Origin of the sequence: Massilia phyllosphaerae (assembly GCF_034659755.1) — a bacterium.
Taxonomy (GTDB): Bacteria; Pseudomonadota; Gammaproteobacteria; order Burkholderiales; family Burkholderiaceae_D; genus Telluria; species Telluria phyllosphaerae.
In genome coordinates this window covers 320,159-340,713 of record NZ_JAXSQX010000006.1, presented here as the reverse complement: position 1 = coordinate 340,713, position 20,555 = coordinate 320,159, and the positions used below count along the sequence as shown (strand labels likewise).

The window sequence follows — 20,555 nt, the reverse complement described above, 5'->3', positions numbered from 1 at the left end:
GATTGCCAACTACGGGACGACATAAGACACTTTCCACCGACACGCCGACACCCATGCGCAGCAAAACCGACCAGCGCCGCCTCCACATCCTGCACGCCGGCGAAAGCAAGCAGGTGACGATCCCGATCGATGCCCGCTCGCTGGCCTACTACACCCAGGCCAAAGGCGCGTGGCAGCTGGATGCCGGCAAGTACCGCATCCTGGTCGGCGCCGCCTCGGACGACCTGCCGCTGGATGAAACCTTGACGGTACCGGCCGCGGCCCAGCTCTCCACCACGAGCTCGAACCCGCTGCCGCTGCGCCAGGCGGTACAGGTCGGCACCAGAAACCCTGCCGTGCCCAGCACGGCAGGGTTTTTTATGGTCGCGCTTACGCCGGCACGGCATCCACGATCAGTTCGGGCTGCAACGCGCGGATGCGCAGCTCCGTGAAATAACCGCCGGCCTCGTTATAGCGCAGGTAATGGCGGCCACAATCCAGGCAGCGCACGACGGCGCAGCGGTTGTAGGGGTAGAAACGCGGCGCGATCGGGGCCGTCTCGCTGTCGTAATGGGTGCCGGCCGGGTGGTATTCGGCGAAGGTCGGCTCGTCGTAGGGGTCGTCGAACAGGAACCCGGCCTCTTCCAGGCGGTCCTGCCGCAGCGTCATCGGTATTGCGCGCCAGGCCGCGAGGGATTCCCGGTTGCAGTGGCAGGCTGCGGTCACCGCCGCGGAGGCCCGCGCCAGGCCGGTCAGCTTCTCGACTTCGATTGTTTGCATCGCATGTCCATGGGTTCACTTCGCCCCATTGTAAGCGCAAGGCGGACGGCCCGGGTTCGATGATTTTTTGTTATGATTCGTGGGTTGACATGCCATTCGACCATTATGACCCTCGCTACTCACCCGAACCGACGCTTGGGAGACCGACGTACTGATGGCGTCACCGCAAAAATCCTGCGCACCATGTTCGCAATGCGGCGCGGCTTCGGCAACGCCGCGGCCAAGAATCTGCTCATGCGCAATGGCCTCGACGAAGCGCTGATCGAACGCGTACTGGCCATCCCCGAAGACCGCCGCATGCAGCGGCGCCGCACCGATGAAGCGGCGTCCGCGGCCGTGGATCAGCGCGAAGCGCCGGCAATCGACGACGAGGGGGCCGTCACCCTCGACGCGGCCGGCATGGCCATCCTGCACCGCCTGCGCTTCGAAGCGGACACCGGCATGCACAGGATGACGCTGGCCGAGTGCCCGGCCGAATTGCAGCAGTTTGCCATGATCCAGCTGGACGACGACGGCAAGCCGGTCATCACCTCGAGGGGACGGCAAGCGCTCAAGCATTTCGCCTGCGTGCGCGCGCTCAACAGCATCGAATGCGGCCTGGACGCGATTCCGATGAGCGCGGACATCCGGACCTGGCTGGAATCGAACCTGTTTCTGCAGCGTGTCGGCAACGACTACAAGGTCACCGAGCTGGGCAAGGACTGGCTCGAATTCAACCGGTCGATTTCGCAGAGCCGCGCGCTGGTGTAGACACAAGACGGGCCGCGGTCAATGCCGCAGGGCCAGGTCGAGCACCAGCACGAGCAGCAGCAATAACGCCACGCTTTTCCAGAAGGCGACAGGGCTGCGCTCGATCAGCGGCGCGCGGGTGCGCTGCTGGAAGGCGCGGTTCGGGTGGTGCAGGTCGAACACGAATTCGGCGGCATCCCGGTAGCGCGCGTACGGGTCGATGCGCACCGCCTTGCGCAAGGCTTCGTCGACCCAGGCGGGAATGGCGGGATCGTGGTCACGCGCCGGCGTATATGCCAGCTTGCGCTGCGCCGCCCTGCTCTTTGCTTGCGGGATGCGCACGTCGTAAGGCAGGTGGCCGGTCAGCAGGTGGTAGGTCAGCACGCCCAGCGAAAACACATCCGACTGCACCGTGCCCGGCTCGCCCAGAAAGTATTCGGGCGCCGCATACAGCGCGGCGCCGGCCAGCGTGGCGGCAGGTGCCGCGGTGGCCATCTCGCGCACGCCGGCCACACTGGCCGCGCCGAAGTCGATGAGCTTCACGGTGCCGGTGGCGTCGATCATGATGTTCTCGGGACGGATGTCCTGGTGCAGCATCTCCAGCCGGTGGAAGGCGCGCAAGCCTTTCGCCACCTGGTCGACGATGCGGCGCACCACCTCCAGGCCCGGGCGGCCGCGGTCACGCAGCTGCTGCGCCAGCGTCCTGCCGTCGATGTATTCGGTGACCAGGTACATGCTGCTGCGCGCGCGTCCCGGCAGCAGCGGCTTGACGACGTGCGGGCTGTCGATGCGGCGCGCGATCCACTCTTCCATCAGGAAGCGTTCGACGTAGACCGGATCGTCCTGCAGGTCGATCGACGGCGCCTTGACGACCACGCTCTGTCCGCTCTCGATATCGAGCGCCAGGTAGATGTGGCTGCGGCTGCTGCCGTGCAGCGTGCGCAGGATGCGCAAGCCGTCGAACTGGGCACGCGGCGCGAACTGCGGCGGAAAGGGCAAGGCCGCCATCTTGCGCAGCAGCTCGTCGGCGCCCTGGTCCTGCAGGCGCTCGATGCGGACCAGCTGCACCGTCAGGTTGTCGCGGCTGCCGTTTTCCAGCGCGCGCGCCACGAGCAGGCGCGCCGCGTCGTCCAGGTCGGCGCCCGCCGCCAGCGCCCCCTGCACGTCGGCCGCATCGACATGCTCGTAGACGCCGTCGCTGGCCAGCATGAACAGGTCGCCCGGCTCGAGCGGCTCGCTACGGTAGTCGATCTCCAGGTGGGCATCCACGCCGAGCGCACGCGCCAGGTAGCTCTGCCCGGGCGCGACCGAGACGCGGTGGTCGGTGGTCAGCTGTTCCAGGCTGTCGCGGTGCACCCGGTAGATGCGGGTGTCGCCGACGTGGAACAGGTAGGCGGTATTCGACTTGATGACCAGCGCCGACAGCGTGCACACGTAGCCGCGGTCCTTGTCGTAGCGGCCCTGGCTTTGCCGGGTCTGCGAATACAGCCAGGCATTGGTGGCCGCCAGCACGCGTTCCGCCGACGTCTTCACCGACCACGCATCCGAGGTGCAGTAGTAATCCTCGAGGAAGGAGGCGACGGCCGTTTCGCTGGCGACCTGGCTGACGTCGCTGCTGCTGATGCCGTCCGCCACGGCCAGCGCGACGCCCTTCACCGCCAGCTGCCGGCCCTGCGGCATGCAGCTGCCGTGGAAGTCCTGGTTGACCGCCTTGCGGCCACGCTCGCTATGCTGGCCGATCGAGAGATGCGGATGGGAAGACATCCGCAGACGATCAGGAGAACGAGCGCTTGGCCGCCGTCCGGACGTGGGTGGAGTACAGCGTCAGGCCGGTGAAGGCGAGGCCGCCCACCAGGTTGCCCAGTACGGTCGGGAGTTCGTTCCAGATCAGGTAATCCATGATCGTGAAGTGCCCGCCCATCATCAGGCCGAACGGGAACAGGAACATATTCACCACCGAATGTTCGAAAGCCATGAAGAAGAACAGCATGATCGGCATCCACATCGCCACGACCTTGCCGCCGACGGTGGTGGAGATCATCGCGCCGACCACGCCCATCGACACCATCCAGTTGCACAGCATGCCGCGGATGAACAGGGTCAGCATGCCGGCCGCGCCGTAGGCGGCATAGCCGACGGTACGCTTCTCGCCGATCTGGGCGACGGTCTGGGCGATCTTGCCGCCATCGGTGTTGAAGCCGAAGGTGAACATGTAGGCCATCAGGCAGGCCACCGTCAGCGCGCCGAGGAAGTTGCCGATGAAGACGACGCCCCAATGCTTCAGGACGCGGCCGACCGTGACGCCGGGACGCTTGTCGATCAATGCCAGCGGCGTCAGCACGAAGACGCCGGTCAGCAGGTCGAAGCCCATCAGGTACAGCATGCAGAAGCCGACCGGGAACAGGAGTGCGCCGATCAGCGGCACGCCCGTCGCCACCGACACGCTCACCGCGAACACGGCGGCCAGGGCCAGGATGGCGCCTGCCATGTAGGCGCGGATCAGCGCATCGCGCGTCGCCATGTAGATTTTCGACTCGCCCGCGTCCACCATCTTGGTGACGAATTCCGAAGGAACCAGATATGCCATGCAGCTTCACCTTTCGCGGCCCGCGGGCCTGTTGACGTTATGTAATTTGAATCTCAGCAAGAAGAATGCCTGCCGGGACGGCGCACTCAGAACGGCTTATAGGGGAGGAATTTGCCGTCCAGGGTGATGACGGCACGCTCGCCGCCCTCGGGATCCGCTACCTTTTGTATGTCGCAGCGGAAGTTGATCGCACTGATGATGCCGTCGCCAAATTGCTCGTGGACCAGGGCTTTCAGCGTGGTGCCGTACACCTGCACCATCTCATAGAAGCGGTAGATCGTCGGGTCGGTCGGCACGCCGCCCGGGATGCTGCCGCGCATCGGCACCGACTGCAGCTGCTTGGCGTCGGCGGCGCTCAGTTCCAGGCGCTCGGCCACGATGGCGGCGGCGGCGGCCGGCAGGGCGTGCTGGCCGAGCAGTGCGGCCGTGACGTAGGCGACGTGCAGGCCGGTGCCTTCGGCGAGGGCGGCCCAGCTCAGGTCTTTCAGCGCCTTGCTGGTGATGACACGTGCGGTGAGTGCCGTGCGCGCATCTTGGGTGACGTCCGATTGCAGCATGATGATTTCCTTTGTTGGATGGGCTGGAGGGTCGATTGCATTGACGGTGCGATGGGCCGGCAATTGGGGCGAGTTTCCTGGCCAGTAAATTGCTTAATACCCTGCAATGGAAATCATCATCGTGGCTTTTTATTAAGCGGTCCAATACCTGCTTAGAATGGTGTTGATAAGAAAAACTAATGCTTTTTTTTGGAGCTGCGTGCACTAAATTATGGAACTGCGTGCACTAAAATATCTCATCGCCGTGGCCGAGCACGGTAATTTCACACGCGCGGCGGAAGCCTTGCACGTGTCCCAGCCGGCCCTCTCGCAGCAGATCCTGCAGATGGAAGACCGTCTGGATGCCGTCCTGCTCGACCGCAGCGGGCGCACGGTCAAGGTGACCGAGGCCGGGCAAGCCTATATCGCCCATGCGCGGCGGGCGCTGTTCGAACTGGAGTCGGGCCGGCGCGCGATCCACGATGTGGGCGACCTGTCGCGCGGCGCCGTGCGGCTGGCGATGACGCCGACCTTCACCGCTTACCTGATCGGGCCATTGGTGGCCGCTTTCCGCGCCCGCTTCCCGGCCATCAAGGTCAATGTGCTGGAAATGTCGATGGACACGATTGCCGCCGCGATCGAAGCGGATGAAGTGGACCTCGGTATCGCGTTCGAACTGGCGCGTTGCGCGGATATCGAGAGCCTGCCGTTGTTCACGGAAAGCCTGCGTGTTGTGGTTGCGGACCATCATCCGTGGGCCGGGCGCGATGCGCTCGACGTCCGCTCGCTCGCGGAGGGCGAACTGGCCCTGCTGAGCAAGAATTTCGTCACCCGCGTCCACATCGACAATTATCTGCAGGCGTCCCAGGTGGCGCCGAAGGTCGCGGTGGAAGTGAATACGATCAGTGCCCTGGTTGAAATTGTCCGGCACAGCAATCTGTTGACGATCTTGCCGGAGGCAATCGCAGGACAGGCGCCCGGCCTGCGCAACCTGTCGCTGGCGTCGCCACCGCCGCCGCGCACGGTCATGCTGTTGCGGCGCAAAGGCGCCTACCAGAGCGCGGCGACCCGCGCGCTCGAGGACATCGTCAGGCGCGAAGCCGCGCGCTGGATGCTTTGACGCCTGTTCGGGTGGCGTTCAGGGCCGTCAAGCCAGCCGTTTTCCCGCCGCACAAGCCTGCATCAGTTGCGCCAGCCGTTTGCTGCGCGTTTCTTCCCGCTTTGCATTGATAATCCAGTGCAGCACGACCTTGCGGTAGCCGGGCGGCGCCGCCTCGAAGTAGGCCCAGGCCGCAGCATCGCGCTGGAAGCGCGCGCGCTCCGTGTCGCTCAGCGCGGGCACATCGCTGCGCTCGTGCGCATAGATGCCGGACTTCGCCTCGACGCGCAGCGCGAACGCCGCTTCGCCCGCCGCCGTCATTCTGCCCTCCGCGCGCAGCTTGTCCATCTTGGTGATATTCACCACGCTCCAGATCGAGGATGCCTTGCGCGGCGTGAAGCGGATCGAATAGGTGTCGTCGTCGATGCGTTGGCGGCGCCCGTCGATCCAGCCGACGCACAGGGCTTCGTCGACCGATTCTGACCAGCGCATGCAGCGCTGGCCCGAGCCCACCTTGTGGAAGCCGACCAGCAGTTCGGTCGCGCTGCTGGCGTACTGGTCGAGCCAGGCGCGGAAGGCCTGGGCATCAGCGAAGAAAGTGGGCGTCATGGCGGCCATTATGCATGGCTTTCCGCTATCTCATCTGGTTATACTTGCCCAGCCGACCTGGCCCCCGCCCACGCCGTTCGTTCTGATTAAGGAAACCGTCGATGTCACGCCGTACCGCCCTCGCCTTCGCCACCTCCGTCCTTGCCGCCTCCTACGCATTCACCGCCGTGCCATCCCAGGCGCAATCCACCCGCGACGCCACGCTGGTCCAGACCGGCAGCGACATCCCGGCCAAATGGCAGCGCCCCGATGCCGACTACGACTACACGCGCCAGGAAGTCATGATCCCGATGCGCGACGGCGTCAAGCTGCATACCGTGATCCTGATCCCGAAAGGCGCGCACGACCTGCCGCTGCTGCTCGAGCGTACGCCCTACGATGCGGGCGGCTTCAGCAAGGAAAGCGTGCCGCACCTGCGCGACGCGGTCTGGACCGCCAACCGCGAGTGGGTCGACGACGGCTACATCCTGGTCTACCAGGACATCCGCGGCAAATACGGTTCCAAGGGCGACTACGTGATGACGCGTCCGCCGGTCGGCCCGCTCAATCCGAGCAAGACCGACGACACCACCGATGCATGGGACACGGTCGACTGGCTTGTCAAGAACGTCAAGCAGGGCAACGGCAAGGTCGGCATGATCGGCTCGTCCTACGACGGCTGGACCGTGACCATGGCCCTGCTCGGCCCGCACCCGGCGCTGAAGGTGGCGGCGCCGCAGAGCCCGATGATCGACGGCTGGATGGGCGACGACTGGTTCCACTACGGCGCCTTCCGCCAGGTCAACCTCGACTACTTCACCGGCCAGACCAGCAAGACCGGCAAGGGCGAGAACGTGGCGCACACCGGTGCCGACGATTACCAGGCCTTCCTCGATGCCGGGTCGGCCGGCAACTGGGCCGAACGCAACGGCTTCAAGCAGCTCGGCTTCTGGAACCGCCTGTCCAGCCACCCCGCCTACGACGCCTTCTGGCAGGGCCAGGCCCTGGATAAATTCGTCGCGGCGAAGCCGTCGAGCGTGCCGACCATGTGGCTGCAGGGCCTGTGGGACCAGGAAGACATGTACGGCGCCGTCGTCACCTGGGAAGCGCTGCGCGCCAAGGGCATGTCGAACAACCACCTGGTGATGGGGCCGTGGGCGCACAGCCAGGTCAACGGCAAGGCCGAGACCCTGGGTCCGCTCAAGTGGAAGGGCGATACCGCGGCCGACTTCCGCCGCGACGTCTTGATCCCGTTCTTCAACACCTACCTGAAGGACCGCACCCCAACCGAGCCGCTGGCGCCGGTGATGATCTATAACGCGTCCGACAACCGCTGGGACAAGTTCGCCGACTGGCCGGCGACCAAGGCGCTGACGCCGCTGTACCTGCAGGCCGACAACGGCCTGGCCTTCCAGCCGGCGGCCGCGGGCGAGGACAGCTACGTGTCCGACCCGGCCAAGCCGGTGCCCTTCCTGGCGCCGCCAATGTCGTTCAGCGAGCGCAGCCGCTGGGTCAGCTGGCTGCTGCAGGACCAGCGTTTCGTGTCGACCCGCACCGACGTGCTGTCTTGGCAGACTCCGGTGCTGACCAGCCCGGTCACCGTGCAGGGTGCGCCCTTCGCCGACATCTTCGCCAAGACCAGCGGCACCGATGGCGACTTCGTGGTCAAGATCATCGACGTCTATCCGGCGACCGTGGCCGAACAGCCGGAAATGGGCGGCTACCAGCTGCCTGTCAGCATGGACATCTTCCGCGGCCGCTACCGCCAGAGCTTCGAGCACCCGACGCCGATCCCGGCCGGCGAAGTCCAGGAATACAAGTTCCGCCTGCCAACCGTGAACTACGTGTTCAAGCCGGGCCACCGCATCATGGTGCAGATCCAGTCGAGCCTGTTCCCGCTGTACGACCGCAACCCGCAGAGCTACGTCGACAACATCTTCTTCGCCAAGCCGGCCGATTACCGCAAGGCGACCGTGTCCATCCAGCGCGGCACGGCCGGCGCCAGCGCGGTGCTGCTGCCGGTGGTGCAGACCAGCACGGCGATCAAGTCGGCGGCGCGCTGAACCCGCGGCCGGCTCAGCGTGCCTGGGCGGCGGCGCCGCTGCCCAGCTGGCAGATGCCGGTCTTGCAGATCGCGCCCGGGTCGGGCACGAAGTTGCAAGTCGACATCATGCCGGAGGCGGCATTCGCAGCGCGCTGCTGTTCCTTGTAGCTGTCGCCGAGGGCGCGCAGCTCGGCTTCCTGGGTCTTGGCCGACGACCAGGCGATATACCCTTCCGGACCGCCGCAGGACTTGGCGCCCAGCGGCATCGTATGGCACTGGGCGTCGCTGCTGCAGGTCGGCGAGCCGACCAGGGTGCGGATGCGGGTCAGCATCTCGCCCGGCGCGGCCAGGTTGGAATCGGGTGGGGCCTTTGTTGCGGCAACCGGCACGGGAACCTTCTGGTTGCCCGACTGGGCGCCGCAGCCGCTGGCGGCGCAGGCGGCTAATAATAAGAGGGCAAGTTTTTTCATGGTTAGATCATCCGTGCCGTCATGACGGACGTCAAGCGTGCGTTGGTATGCAATGCATGCGTAACCGAACGTCGCATGGGCGCTACGTTGATGTTCCAGGAGGTTTTATTTCTCTCAGGATATTTCCTTACATCATCTTTTAACTCCGTGCATCTAACATGAATTGTTAAACGCATGGCGGCAATTTACACAAAGTTAAGTTAAAAAGTTGACGCACGGAAAAAAAGTGTGGCTACAATAGCTCATCCATATCGCAGCTATTGCCCGCCATTATGAAATTTCTGACGCTCCCTACCTTGTCCGCCTTCTCCCTCGCCGCTCTGCTCGCTGCCTGCGGCGGTCCGCAGGATGCGCTGCCGCCCCAGACTGCCGCCTCGATCCAGACCGGCTCGGCCACGACCAGTGTCCACGTGTCTGCCGATGCAGGCACCGGCAGCACCGGCACCGCCACGACCGGCGCGGCCGCCGCCGGCACCGCCGTGCCGACCGCGTCGGCTACCATGCCCCAGCCGGACTGCGCCGCCGACGGCTGCAACGGCCCGCGCATCATCGACGCCAATGCCGAAGCCTGGCGCTATGTGGCCATGCAGCGCGCCGCTGCCGAAGTCTCGCAGTCCTGATCCTGCCGCCTGCTGGAAAGTCCTTACCCTTCCAGCAGACGCAACTCCATGCAGCGCGCCAGCGCATGGGCGCGGTTGCTGACCCCTAGCGCGCGGTAGATGCGCTGCAGGTGGTTCTTGACGGTCAGCCCGCTGATGCCCAGGATCTGTCCCATCTCGTCGTTGCTCTTCCCTTCGCGCAGCCAGCCGACGATCTCGGTCTCGCGCGCACTCAGGCTGCGCACCGGCGCCGCCGCCGAACCGCCATGGGGCGGCAGCCGTGCCAGCGCCAGGTGCAGGTGCGGCACCAGCAATTCGAGAAAGTAGGCGTGGCGCGCGCTCGGCCGCATCGGCAGGCCGAACAAGACGAACACGCTGGCGCCGGCCGCGGTCTGGCCGGTACCGTGGGCCAGCACGCTGTCGAAGCCAAGCGCGCCCAGTTCGGCGCGGAAGCCTTCCAGCACCTGCGCGCCCTCTTCTTCCCTGTCGCCGCCGTCGAACAGTGCCGGCAGGCGGCCACTCCCCATGCAATGGCGCGCGATGCGCAGTGCCAGCCCGTCGCGGCGGCCGCCCAGTGCGGCCAGCGCGGGCGGCGCCAGCACCGTGCCATGCAGGCAATCGATCCCCAGCAGCGCGCCGCCCGGCGCAAATTGCATGCAGGCCAGCACGGCGTGCGGCAGCAGCGCCTGCAGCTGCCCCTGCGTCCACAGGAACAATTGATGCAGGCTGGCCACGCGCACGCCGGCTTCGATCGCGCGCAGCAGGTACTCCTGCTCCAGGCGGCTGAGGATAACGACTGGTTCCATTTATGCGTGCAGGCTGCTCAGGCGGCGCTGTCCCAGCCGAAGGCATCCTGGGCGCGCCAGGCGACGAAGCGGTAGCCGCTGCCGCGTACGGTTTCGATGCGCTGCTGGTGGCCGCTCGGCTGCAGCGCATTGCGCAGCCGCCCGACGTGGGTGTCGACGGTGCGCTCGTCCAGCACCGCATGGCGGCCCCACACCTGGTCCAGCAGCTGCGAACGCGAATGCACGCGCTCCGGGTGATGCATCAGGAAATTCAAAAGCCGGAACTCGACCGGCCCCAGGGCCACCTGGCGCGCCCCCGCCATCACGCGCTGGGTGCCGGGATCGAGGCGCAGGCCGGCCATCTGCACCACATCGGGCGCGAGGGCTGCGGCCGGCGCCACCGGCGCGGGTGCCCTTCTCCGCAGCACGGCACCGATGCGGGCCAGCAGTTCGCGCGGATTGAAGGGTTTGGTGAGATAGTCGTCGGCGCCCGATTCCAGCGCCAGGATCTTGTCGTGCTCGCCGGCGCGCGCCGACAGCATGATGATCGGCAGCTCGCGCGTAGTGGTGGCGGCGCGCAGGCGCCGGATCAGCGCCTGGCCGGACTGGCCCGGCAAATCCCATTCCAGCAGCAGCATTTCGGGCGGATGCTCGTCGATCGAGACCAGCGCCGATTCGGCATCGAGGCAACTGGCGGCGTCGTGGCCGGCGCGCGTCAGGTTCAACGCCAGCAACTGGCGGATGGCGGGATCGGGGTCGACCACGAGGACGTGTGCGGACATACGGCTATCCTAAAACATTGATCTATGTTTGCAGCTGCCAGATTTTAATATGCACGATGCAAGACCAACTGAACAATATGATTTGTTTGGAGTATTCAGAGCTTCCGCGAATAAATAGCAATTAGACAGAGCGCCTAGAGGGAAGCGGGTTTTGAGGCGAATCAAGAGACGCGCGGCAGTGAATACCGGCAGTTGTGAAAAGGATACAAGTATTGAAAAACCACCTGTCCGTCCCCGGACAAGTGGTTTCTTTACAGCAAGCTCAGCCTGGCCGGCTCAGCGAACGCGGCGGCGCAGTGCGAAGCCCATCAGGCCCAGGCCGCTCATGACCAGTGCCCAGTCGGCCGGTTCCGGAACGTCGGTGCCGACGGCGGCCGGGGTCACGCTGGCGTAGCTGGCGTTGGCGCTGATCTGCACCGGACCGCCCGTGCCGAGCACGATGTTGGCGATGTCGCCGCCGCTGGCGTAGTTGCCGTCGAGGTCGGACAGGGCGACGCCGAAGTTGGTTTCGTACGCCGGGTTTTCGGTGTCGAAGCTGACGTCGAAGCCGAACATGCCGCCGAAATCGACATCGAACAGGTAGCCGTTGGTGCCACCGACGAGGGTCAGCGTGTGGCTGCCGAAATCGACGGTGGCATTGTTGTAGGCCATGCCGGTGCCGGCAAATGCGCCGGTCCAGTTGGTAACGGTGGCGGTAACCGATGGCATCGGGTCCTCGTTGAGGAAGGACAGCACCAGGTAGCCGTCGCCGCTACCCTGCGACGCGCTGTTGACGTTGACGTGGTAGGTCGGACCGGCCAGCGCGGCGGCGCTGCCGCCCAGGCAGGCCAGCGCCAGTACGCAGCGCGACAGGAGAGAAGTCATTTTGAACATGTTGCGTATTCCTTAGAAAGTACCGCTGATCAGTTTCGGCGTATAGGTAATCTGGGCCTTCGACGGATTGCTGAAGGTCGTGGTCACGGTCAGTTGCGCACCGGCAGCCAGGGTGCCGTTCGACACCGTGATGTATGGCGCGCCTTCGCTCATGCCGCTGCGGTTGTCGAGGCTGACGCTGGCCGGCAGGCCATCCAGGCGCAGTTGCAGCGGACCGTTGATCGGCGCACCGCTGGTGTTGGTGATGGTGACCGTGCCGGTGAACTTGCCGGTGATCAGGTTACCCTTCAGCGAGGACTGGACGATCTTCACATTGGCGCTCACATCGGTCGTAGCACCGGCCAGGTTCAAGCTCACCACCACCGGATCGTGGTCCGACGCGCGGAAGGCGTTGTTGACGTACGGGTCGTCGGCGGTGTCGCCGAGGTTGTAGTCGATCGCATCCGGTTCGTCCGCATTGTTGTGCCATTCGGTCACGCCGGTTACCTGCGGGTCGAGCGAGGTGCTGGCCAGCGCGTGGTCGAGGTAGCCGCTCATGCCGTTGAACACGTATGAGTACGGGGTGCCGTTCGGGCGCACGAAGCGTTCCAGTTCGTTCACCATGCCATTGCTGGTCAGGTAGGCGATCGGGTCTTCGTGGCCGTAGGCGTTGAAGTCGCCCACTGCCAGCACGTCCGCATCGCCGCTCGCGGCCACCACGGCCGGGATAAAGTATTGCGCCAGGCGCGTCGCCTGCTGCACGCGGGTCAGGTTCCAGCAACCCTGGCCGTCGCCGCTGTCGGTGTTGCCGGTGCCGCCGCCGCAGCTGCCCTTCGACTTCAGGTGATTGACGATCAGCGAGAACTTGGCGCCGTTGCTGTTGACCTTGAAGGTCTGGGCCATCGGCGGACGGTTGTTGACGCTGTCGTTGTCGGACATGGCGCCGCCGACCAGGGTCAGCTTGCCCGGCTTGTAGATCATCGCCACGCGGATGGCGTCGGTGCCGGTGGCCGGCGGTTGCGGCACGTAGGCGTAGACGGTGCTACCGATCGACGTGTTCAGCGCATTGACCAGGTAGCCCACGGCGAAGTCGCCATTGTTCTGGATTTCCATCAGGCCGACCGCGTCGGCATCCATCGCCTTCAGCTCGTTGACGATCTTGTCGCGCTGGCGCACGAACTCTTCCATGTTGTCGGCGCCGCGGCAGTTGCCGGCCGAGGTCGAGTTGCCGATCTTGCAGCCCTGGCCGGTAGCGCCGTTGACGTCGCGGCCGTTGGTGAAGGTGGTGAAGAAGTTCAGCACGTTGGCGCTGGCGACGCGCACGTTGCCCGCGGCAACGGTCGGCGCCGCTTCGCGCGGGTTGGTGCGGCTGAACGTCGGCGTGTCGGTCGGCTGCAGCTTGTACCAGCCGCCGCCGCCGCCGATCGCGCCGAAGTCGAGCACGCCGACCAGGTCGTTGACGGTGTCGCCGGCGCGCACGGTCTGGTCCTGGAACAGGTAGGGGATATGGGCCGGGGTGGTGAAGCTGTTATCGTCCAGCACCACCATGTTGCGTTCGTTGGCGGCCGCCAGCGCATTCGCTTCGGGACCCGGACGGAAGCGGTTGGTCGGGGTTTCGAGGCGGCCATTGCCCAGCACCAGCTCGCCGCGGTCGCCGAGGAAGCCGTTGCCGTTCACGGTCAGCGCGCCGGTGAAGCGCACCAGCATGCCTTCGTAGCGGCGCAGGTCTTCCGCACCCAGCTGGACATTGGTAATGCCGACCGGCTGGCCGACGCCGAGGTTGGCGCTGGCGGTGATGTCCTTGATCTCGGTGTAGGAGCGCGGGGCGCCGGTCGGGGTGTATTCGGTGACGGTACCGGTCACGCGCACCAGGTCGCCGAGCTTGCCGGGGGCAGTGGCGCTGCCGGTGTAGACGTAGATCGCGTCCGGGGTGGTCGGGTCGTTGTCGCCGGCCGGATCCTGGATGTAGTAGCCGCTGCTGAGCAGCTTGGTGATCACGCCGGTGGTGGTCTGTACGGTGTTGTTGAACGGGCTGGTGGCGCCGCTGCCCTGCAGCTGCGAAATCGTCTGCTCGCCCGAGACCAGCACGTTGACGGTGCAGCTGGCCGACTGGCCGTCGTTGTTGGTGAAGGTCACCGCGACCGGGTAGTTGCCGCCGGCGACGCTGGCGTCGACAGACAGGTTGGCCGAGGCGCTGCCGCCCGCCGCGCCTGCCGCCGTGAAGCCGGTCAGGCTGATGCCGGCACGGGCGCCGCCGGTGATGCTGGCGGCGTTGACGATGCTGTCCACGTCGCTGGCGCGCAGTATGCCGGAGAAGGCGGTACCGGCGCGGCCGGAAATGCTCGCCGGGCAGTTGGTCACGATCGGCTGGATCACCGGATCCGGGGTGCCGCCGCCGCTGCACTGGTTGCGCGGGCTGGTGGTATTGCGCGGGATCGCGCCGGCGACGGTGAAGTCAGCGGCATTGTTGTTGGTGTCGACACAGCCGGCGCCGTTGCGGATCGCGGCGGTGCTATTGCTCAGGGTCGGTGTCGGGCTGGTCTCGGAGAAATTGGCGCCGCCGAAGCCGACGAAGTCCTGCACGTTCGCAGTCGGGGCTGCACCGCTCAGGGCAGTCTGTGCACTGACCAGGGCTACCTTGCCGGCTGTCGCGCTCATCGCCAGCGTACCAGTGGCGTCCGCTTGCGGCAGCGGCGCGCCGGCGCCGGCGCCGACGGCTTCCTGCACCAGGTAATACTGGCCAGGCTGGATCGTGCCGGTCAGCCTGGTCAGCTGCCAGGTCGTGCCCGCGGACGAGGCGTACTGCACGCTCCAGGTGCTCAGGTCCACCGCAGCATTGCTGCGGTTGAACAGCTCGATGAAGTCGTTCTGGTGGGTGGCGCCATTGTTGCCGCCGCCACCATATACCTGGCTGATGACGACATCGCCGGGCGCGGCCAGCGCCGATGCCGACAAGCCGGCCAGCAGGGCGGCCAGTACGGTCATGCGTACGGGAACGGAATGTGATGCACGAGGAGTCATGGAAGGATCCTGGTCAGGGTCAGGTTTTGTTAAGGTTGTCAGTAAGGAACTTACAGTACGGATATTAAATGCGTTAATTGACAACATCATGACCACGCATTAGCCCATCCGGACTAATGCACATCGAATGTGCGTCAGATTGTGCTCAGCGCCGGGCATAGGGTGCAGCCAGCGGTTCCCCTATGAAAACGCCCTGGGCCGGCCAGGCCACGCTCTTCCAGTAGGCTTCGATGGCGCTGTTGCCCTGTACGTAGTTTTTGAACAACACCGATGGGTTGGGGAACTTCTGCCAGTAGTTGCAGGGTTCGCTGACGGTGCCGTAGCTGGCGGTGGCCCCGGCCTCCAGCCAGCGCAGGCTACTCATCTGGTCGGTATGGCTTGCGCTGTCGAGCAGGTCGCCGCCGAACGAGGTCAGGTGGTCGGCCAGCGCGCCGGGCACGAAGCCCAGTGTGTCGAGCTTGTCGACCGCGGCCTTGCCGGTCTGGTAGATCAGGATGTCGCGCGCGCCCTCGAGCGCATCGGTGCGCAGGGTGCGCGTGTTCAGCCGGCGCGCCGCGATTCGCCCCGGCGCCGGAAAGAAGGCGGCGCGCGTGTTGCGTGCGCTGTCCGACGTCACCAGGTAATAGGCGGTGGCCGGCAGCGTGCGGAACCCGGCGCCGGTGCCGCGGTCGATCAGCGCCCTGGCCTGCGCCACCGATTCGGTCGGCAGCAGCATCGACAGCCGCATGTTCAGCTCGCTGAACGGGCGCCGCGTGGCGGCATTGAAATAGGCGCTGGGCTGGCCGGGGGCGCAGGTGCGGGCGCACTGCGCGGCGTCGTAGCCGAGCGTGTAGGCGGCGGTGATGCCGTTGCAGGCGACCCGGTAGGGTGCGGTCCAGATCATCAGCACCGCCTGCACATCGGGCCCGAGCCCGGCATCGATCTGCTGTTTCAGCAGCCTGAAACGTGCCGGGTCGAGCGCATGTGGTTTGCCCGGGATGCTGACGTGCACCACGTTGGCCGCGGGGATGTTGCGGCGCTCGCGGTAATAGGCGCCGACGGCGACGCTGTGCGGGTCGGCATCGTTGATGACGATGGCCAGCTGGCCGGATTGCAGGGCGGTGGCCGGCTGGGCACCGGCCGGCACGCCCACGAGCGCGACGGCAAGGCCGGCGACGATGCGCGCCATGGTCATCGGGCAGTTACGCCGGCGCGCCCTCCGCGCGCTTGCGTGCCAGGCGCGCAAGCGCGCCTGCCGCCCCGATCCCGCCCAGCAGCATCGCCCAGGCCGCCGGCTCGGGCACCGGCGCGATCGCATAGATTTCCAGCGCGTCGACGCGCACCGTCCCTCCGTCCATGCTGCGGTCGATGATGCTGAGGCGTTCGTCGAACGGATTGCCATAGCTGAGCTGCCAGGACAGCGCGGTGTCGAGGCGGTCGTTGACGAACAGGTCGGGGCCTGAACCGAACACCGGACCGAATTCCATTTCGTTGAAGGTCTGGCGCTGGCCCTGGCTGGGCAGGATGTAGCCGGACAGGATCTGCCGGTACACGGCCGGCACCGTGAAATTGAACAGGAAGGCCGTGCGCTGCGCATCGCGGATGGTTTCGTGCCAGCCCTCGTCCGCGGCCCAGCTTTGCGGATTGTAGCCGCCCACCAGGTAGGTGTTGCCGGCGGTGTTGGTCACTTCGAGCAGGGTGAAGGTTGGACCTTCGCCGTCGGCGCCGGCATGGAACTGGGCCGAGGTGTCGCCGGCCTGCCGGGTATACACATTGGTGAGATGCAGTTCGCCGGCGCCGAGCCAGCGTTCGAGCTGGCCGTACCTGCCCTCGTCAAGCAGCCTCGGCGCGGTGGTCTGGGCCGACGCCTCGGTGCTCAACAGCGGGGTGCCGGCCGCCAGCGTGAATGCGAGTGCCGCAACGATCGTCTTCATGGCGTCCTCCTGGGAATGGATGGAGACTCGTCGAGGCATTGTAGGCCGTATGCATGGGCACATCCACACGGTAGGCTGGGGCAAATGAGCGCGGCAAACCCGCAAAAGAACGTGCAAAAAAAAGGCCGGCAAATGCCGGCCCCCATGCGGATGCGCCTTCTATTTCATGGATCAGGCGCGCTGGTAGATATCCTCGAAGCGGACGATATCGTCTTCACCCAGGTAACTGCCCGACTGCACCTCGATCAGGTGCAGCGGCAGCTTGCCCGGGTTTTCCAGGCGGTGGGTGGTGCCCAGCGGGATATAGGTCGACTCGTTCTCGGCCAGCAGGATGGTCTTGTCGCCGCAGGTCACGCGTGCCGTGCCCGACACCACGATCCAGTGCTCGGCACGGTGGTGGTGCATCTGCAGCGACAGCTTCTCGCCCGGCTTGACCGTGATGCGCTTGACCTGGAAGCGGTCGCCCGAGTCGATGCCTTCGTAGTAGCCCCACGGACGGTAGACGCGCGTGTGGTGCAGGTGCTCGGTACGGGCCTGCACCTTGAGGTGGTCGACCACGTTCTTGACGCGCTGCACCTGGTCCTTGTGCGCGACCAGCACGGCATCGTTGGTTTCCACCACGACCAGGTCCTGCACGCCGACCACGGCGACGATGCGGCTCTCGGCGCGCACCAGCGTGTTGCTGGTGTTGTCGAGGTAGACGTCGCCGCGCTGCACGTTGCCGTTGGCGTCCTTGGCCTGCACGTCGGCCAGGGCCGACCACGAACCGACGTCGCTCCAGCCGATGTCGGCTGACACGACCACGCCGTCGCGCGTGTGTTCCATCACCGCGTAGTCGATCGAGTCCGAGGGGCTGGCCGAGAAGGCGGCTTCGTCGAGACGGCAGAAGTCGAGGTCGCGGTAGGCATCGCGCACCGCGCCTTCGACCGCGCCGGCGATCTGCGGCGCGTGCTGGGCGATTTCGGCCAGGAAGCGGTCGGCGCGGAACATGAACATGCCGCTGTTCCAGTAGAAGCCGCCGTCGGCGACGAAGCCTTCGGCCGTGCCGCGGTCGGGCTTTTCGACGAAGCGCTCGATCTTGTAGCAATCGTCGCAGCCCGCCAGCGGCTCGCCGCGCTTGATGTAGCCGTAGCCGGTCTCTGGCGCCCCCGGCACGATGCCGAAGGTCGCCAGCGACCCGTCCTGCACCAGCCTGTAGGCACGTTCGACCGCCACGCGGAAGGCTTCGTTCTTCTCGATCACGTGGTCGGCCGGCAGCACCAGCATGACGGCATCCGGGTCCTGGGCCTTCAAGAACTGGGCGGCGGCCGCCACGGCCGGGGCCGTGTTGCGGCCGGCCGGCTCGAGCAGGATGCCATGCGGGGTAATCCCGATGTCACGCAGCTGCTCTGCCACCAGGAAGCGGTGCTCGTTGCCGCATACGACCAGCGGCGCCATCACATCCGGCCAGCCGCGCACCCGCAAGGCAGTTTCCTGCAGCATGGTCTTGTCGGTGACCAGCGGCAGCAGCTGCTTTGGCATGACCGCGCGCGAGAGCGGCCAGAGACGGGTACCGGCGCCGCCGGAGAGGATGACTGGGTAAATCTTCATGCACTAACCTTTTCTACGTTGTTGTCTGTCTCGTCGGCGATTTCCTTGCGGCGGCTGCGGCGACGGTCGCGGGCATTCAGCCATTCGTCGGAGCTGTATTCGGACGAGTGCTTCATCTGGCCGGCACGGTCGATGCTGTAATCCTTGAACACGATCATTTCATGCAAGGTGACATCATTCAGTACCCGAGTGTACTCGAAAAGCACGCTGCGGACGACTTCAGCCCCTTCGCAGATATGGCTGCCGTGGCCGATCCAGGTCGGGCCGATGATGGTCGAGCCGGCTTCGACCTTGACGCCGGAACCGATGTAGACCGGGCCCTTGATGGTGGTGCCTTCCCAGTCGATGCTGGTGTTCAGGCCGGTCCACAATCCCGGTTCGATCTGGATGCCGGGCACGTCCATGTGGTTGACTTCGCCGGTCAGCACGTTCTGCAGCACTTCCCAGTAATCGCTGACACTGCCGATGTCGAGCCAGTTGAACGGGCGGCCCTGGGCGTAGAACGGCAGGCCCTTCTCGACCAGCAGCGGGAACAGCTGGGAGCCGATGTCGAACTCGACGCCCGACGGGATCAGGTTCAGGACTTCCGGTTCGAAGATGTAGATACCGGTGCTGATGAAGTTCGACAGCGCCTCTTCCTGCTTCGGCTTTTCCTGGAACTGGGTGATGCGGCCGTCCTTGTCGGTGACCACCACGCCGTAGCTCGACACTTTGTCCCAAGGCACTTCCTTGGTGATCACGGTGGCCATCGCACCCTTGCGGCGGTGCTCGAGCAGGGCCGCCTTCAGGTCGAGGTCGATCAGGGCGTCGCCGCACAGCACGATCGCGGTATCGTCGAAGAAGCCGCCGAATTCCTGGATCTTCTTCATGCCGCCGGCCGAGCCGATCGGCACCGCCACCACTTCGCCGTCTTCCTTGGTATAGCCTTCGAAGGAGTAGCCGATCTGGACGCCGAACTGCTCGCCCTCGCCGAAGTAATCCTCGATCTTTTCGTGCAGGTGGGCCACGTTGACCATGATCTCGGTCACGCCGTTCTTGGCCAGGTGTTCGATCAGGTAAGCCATCACCGGCTTGCCCAGCACCGGGATCATCGGTTTCGGCAGATCGTAGGTCAGTGGACGTACGCGGGTGCCTTTGCCTGCTGCGAGAATCATTGCTTTCATGTTGCTGTCCTTATCTCTTCATTTTTGGGTAATCTGGTAGCGCCAGGAATCGGCGCACATCTGGTCGACATTGCGCTCGGCAGTCCAGCCCAGCTCTTCGCGCGCATGGGTCGGGTCAGCGTAGCACTTGGCGATGTCGCCGGGGCGGCGGTCGACGATCTGGTACGGAATCGGCTTGCCGCAGGCCTGCTCGAAAGCGTGGATCATTTCCAGCACGCTATTGCCCTTGCCGGTGCCGAGGTTGTAGGTGACCAGGCCGTCGCCCTGGGCCAGCTTGTCGAGGGTCTTGACGTGGCCGATGGCCAGGTCCACCACGTGGATGTAGTCGCGTTCGCCGGTGCCGTCCTTGGTCGGGTAGTCGCCGCCGAAGACCGACAGCTTTTCGCGCTGGCCGTTGGCGACCTGGGCGATGTAGGGCACCAGGTTGTTCGGGATGCCGTTCGGCTCTTCGCCGATCAGGCCGCTTTCATGGGCGCCCACCGGGTTGAAGTAGCGCAGCAGCGCGATGCGCCAGGTCGGATCGGACTTGAAGAGGTCGCGCAGGATCTCTTCGATCATCAGCTTGCTGCGGCCGTAGGGATTGGTGGCCGACAGCGGGAAATCTTCCTTGATCGGCACCGAGGCCGGGTCGCCGTAGACGGTGGCGGACGAGGAGAACACCAGGGTCTTGCAGCCGGCCTTGGCCATCGTCTCGAACAGCGCCACGCTGCCGTAGACGTTGTTGTCGTAGTAGCGCAGCGGCTGCGCCACCGATTCGCCGACCGCCTTCAGGCCGGCAAAGTGGATCACGGCGTCGATCTTGTGCGCCGAGAACACCGCTTCCATGGCCGCGCGGTCGCGGATGTCGCCTTCGACGAAATCGAAGGTCTTGCCGGTGATGCGCTGCACGCGTTCCTGCACCGCCGGATCGGCGTTGTAGAGATTGTCGAACACCACCACGTCGTAGCCGGCGTTCTGCAGTTCCACCACCGTGTGCGAACCGATATAGCCCATGCCGCCAGTAACGAGAATTTTCATGAATACGCTTCTTTCTTTAAA

20 protein-coding genes are annotated in these 20,555 nt (G+C 65.4%); 5 read left to right on the top strand and 15 right to left on the bottom strand.

The features are described from left to right. The first annotated feature begins 53 nt into the window (after positions 1–53). Positions 54–431 carry a fibronectin type III-like domain-contianing protein gene (locus U1H99_RS22770; RefSeq protein WP_323143988.1) on the top strand — a complete coding sequence of 126 codons (378 nt, stop codon included), beginning with the start codon at positions 54–56 and terminating at the stop codon, positions 429–431. Here U1H99_RS22770 and U1H99_RS22765 read toward each other — a convergent pair. Continuing rightward, positions 370–759 carry a hypothetical protein gene (locus U1H99_RS22765; protein WP_323143987.1) on the bottom strand — a complete coding sequence of 130 codons (390 nt, stop codon included), beginning with the start codon at positions 757–759 and terminating at the stop codon, positions 370–372. The genes U1H99_RS22770 and U1H99_RS22765 overlap by 62 nt on opposite strands. A 135-nt stretch (positions 760–894) precedes the next feature. Here U1H99_RS22765 and U1H99_RS22760 point away from each other — a divergent pair, with 135 nt between their 5' ends. Continuing rightward, on the top strand, positions 895–1,509 hold the full coding sequence (locus U1H99_RS22760; protein ID WP_323143986.1) for a hypothetical protein: 615 nt from the start codon (positions 895–897) through the stop codon (positions 1,507–1,509). An 18-nt stretch (positions 1,510–1,527) separates the two neighbouring features. Here U1H99_RS22760 and U1H99_RS22755 read toward each other — a convergent pair whose 3' ends face one another. The 3 genes from U1H99_RS22755 to cynS all read right to left on the bottom strand — a co-directional run bounded on the left by U1H99_RS22755 (position 1,528) and on the right by cynS (position 4,632). Then, positions 1,528–3,252, bottom strand: coding sequence for a bifunctional protein-serine/threonine kinase/phosphatase (locus tag U1H99_RS22755; RefSeq protein ID WP_323143985.1), 1,725 nt, complete (start codon positions 3,250–3,252; stop codon positions 1,528–1,530). 10 nt (positions 3,253–3,262) lie between these two features. Continuing rightward, positions 3,263–4,075 carry a formate/nitrite transporter family protein gene (locus U1H99_RS22750; RefSeq protein WP_323143984.1) on the bottom strand — a complete coding sequence of 271 codons (813 nt, stop codon included), beginning with the start codon at positions 4,073–4,075 and terminating at the stop codon, positions 3,263–3,265. Positions 4,076–4,161: 86 nt separating this feature from the next. Further along, positions 4,162–4,632 (bottom strand): cyanase, encoded by a 471-nt coding sequence (gene cynS / locus U1H99_RS22745; protein WP_141828644.1) that lies wholly within the window; start codon positions 4,630–4,632, stop codon positions 4,162–4,164. A gap of 211 nt (positions 4,633–4,843) precedes the next feature. Between cynS and cynR the strand changes: the two genes are divergently transcribed. Next, positions 4,844–5,731, top strand: coding sequence for a transcriptional regulator CynR (cynR, locus tag U1H99_RS22740; protein ID WP_323143983.1), 888 nt, complete (start codon positions 4,844–4,846; stop codon positions 5,729–5,731). Positions 5,732–5,758: 27 nt separating this feature from the next. Here cynR and U1H99_RS22735 read toward each other — a convergent pair whose 3' ends face one another. Beyond that, entirely contained in the window at positions 5,759–6,319 is a 561-nt protein-coding gene (locus U1H99_RS22735) for a YdeI/OmpD-associated family protein (protein ID WP_323143982.1), read from the bottom strand. Positions 6,320–6,420: 101 nt separating this feature from the next. On the opposite strand from U1H99_RS22735, the gene U1H99_RS22730 reads away from it, so the two are divergent. Continuing rightward, a complete protein-coding gene (locus U1H99_RS22730) occupies positions 6,421–8,361 on the top strand; it encodes a CocE/NonD family hydrolase (protein ID WP_323143981.1) in 1,941 nt (646 codons plus the stop codon). Between the two features lie 13 nt (positions 8,362–8,374). Here the strand turns inward: U1H99_RS22730 and U1H99_RS22725 are convergent, their stop codons facing one another. Next, complete coding sequence (locus U1H99_RS22725) at positions 8,375–8,812, bottom strand: hypothetical protein (RefSeq protein WP_323143980.1); 438 nt, start codon at positions 8,810–8,812, stop codon at positions 8,375–8,377. 296 nt (positions 8,813–9,108) lie between these two features. Here U1H99_RS22725 and U1H99_RS22720 point away from each other — a divergent pair, with 296 nt between their 5' ends. Beyond that, entirely contained in the window at positions 9,109–9,432 is a 324-nt protein-coding gene (locus U1H99_RS22720; RefSeq protein WP_323143979.1) for a hypothetical protein, read from the top strand. 23 nt (positions 9,433–9,455) lie between these two features. Here the strand turns inward: U1H99_RS22720 and U1H99_RS22715 are convergent, their stop codons facing one another. From U1H99_RS22715 to galE, 9 genes are all read right to left on the bottom strand, one after another. Next, positions 9,456–10,217: a LuxR C-terminal-related transcriptional regulator gene (locus U1H99_RS22715; RefSeq protein WP_323143978.1), complete on the bottom strand. Its 762-nt coding sequence runs from the start codon at positions 10,215–10,217 to the stop codon at positions 9,456–9,458. Positions 10,218–10,234: 17 nt separating this feature from the next. Continuing rightward, positions 10,235–10,978 (bottom strand): winged helix-turn-helix domain-containing protein, encoded by a 744-nt coding sequence (locus U1H99_RS22710; RefSeq protein ID WP_323143977.1) that lies wholly within the window; start codon positions 10,976–10,978, stop codon positions 10,235–10,237. Between the two features lie 276 nt (positions 10,979–11,254). Then, positions 11,255–11,851, bottom strand: coding sequence for an NF038129 family PEP-CTERM protein (locus U1H99_RS22705; RefSeq protein ID WP_323143976.1), 597 nt, complete (start codon positions 11,849–11,851; stop codon positions 11,255–11,257). Positions 11,852–11,863: 12 nt separating this feature from the next. After that, the gene (locus U1H99_RS22700) at positions 11,864–14,851 is read right to left on the bottom strand and encodes an ExeM/NucH family extracellular endonuclease (protein WP_323143975.1); all 2,988 of its coding nucleotides are present in this window, start codon (positions 14,849–14,851) and stop codon (positions 11,864–11,866) included. Between the two features lie 145 nt (positions 14,852–14,996). Continuing rightward, positions 14,997–16,019 carry a TIGR03790 family protein gene (locus U1H99_RS22695; protein ID WP_323143974.1) on the bottom strand — a complete coding sequence of 341 codons (1,023 nt, stop codon included), beginning with the start codon at positions 16,017–16,019 and terminating at the stop codon, positions 14,997–14,999. Positions 16,020–16,032: 13 nt separating this feature from the next. Beyond that, on the bottom strand, positions 16,033–16,764 hold the full coding sequence (locus U1H99_RS22690) for a PEP_CTERM-anchored TLD domain-containing protein (protein ID WP_323143973.1): 732 nt from the start codon (positions 16,762–16,764) through the stop codon (positions 16,033–16,035). Between the two features lie 171 nt (positions 16,765–16,935). Next, positions 16,936–18,354 (bottom strand): mannose-1-phosphate guanylyltransferase/mannose-6-phosphate isomerase, encoded by a 1,419-nt coding sequence (locus tag U1H99_RS22685; protein ID WP_323143972.1) that lies wholly within the window; start codon positions 18,352–18,354, stop codon positions 16,936–16,938. Next, entirely contained in the window at positions 18,351–19,517 is a 1,167-nt protein-coding gene (locus U1H99_RS22680) for a nucleotidyltransferase family protein (protein ID WP_323143971.1), read from the bottom strand. Before U1H99_RS22680 ends, U1H99_RS22685 begins: the two co-directional genes overlap by 4 nt. A gap of 18 nt (positions 19,518–19,535) precedes the next feature. Then, positions 19,536–20,534: a UDP-glucose 4-epimerase GalE gene (gene galE / locus U1H99_RS22675; RefSeq protein ID WP_323143970.1), complete on the bottom strand. Its 999-nt coding sequence runs from the start codon at positions 20,532–20,534 to the stop codon at positions 19,536–19,538. Positions 20,535–20,555: the final 21 nt, after the last annotated feature.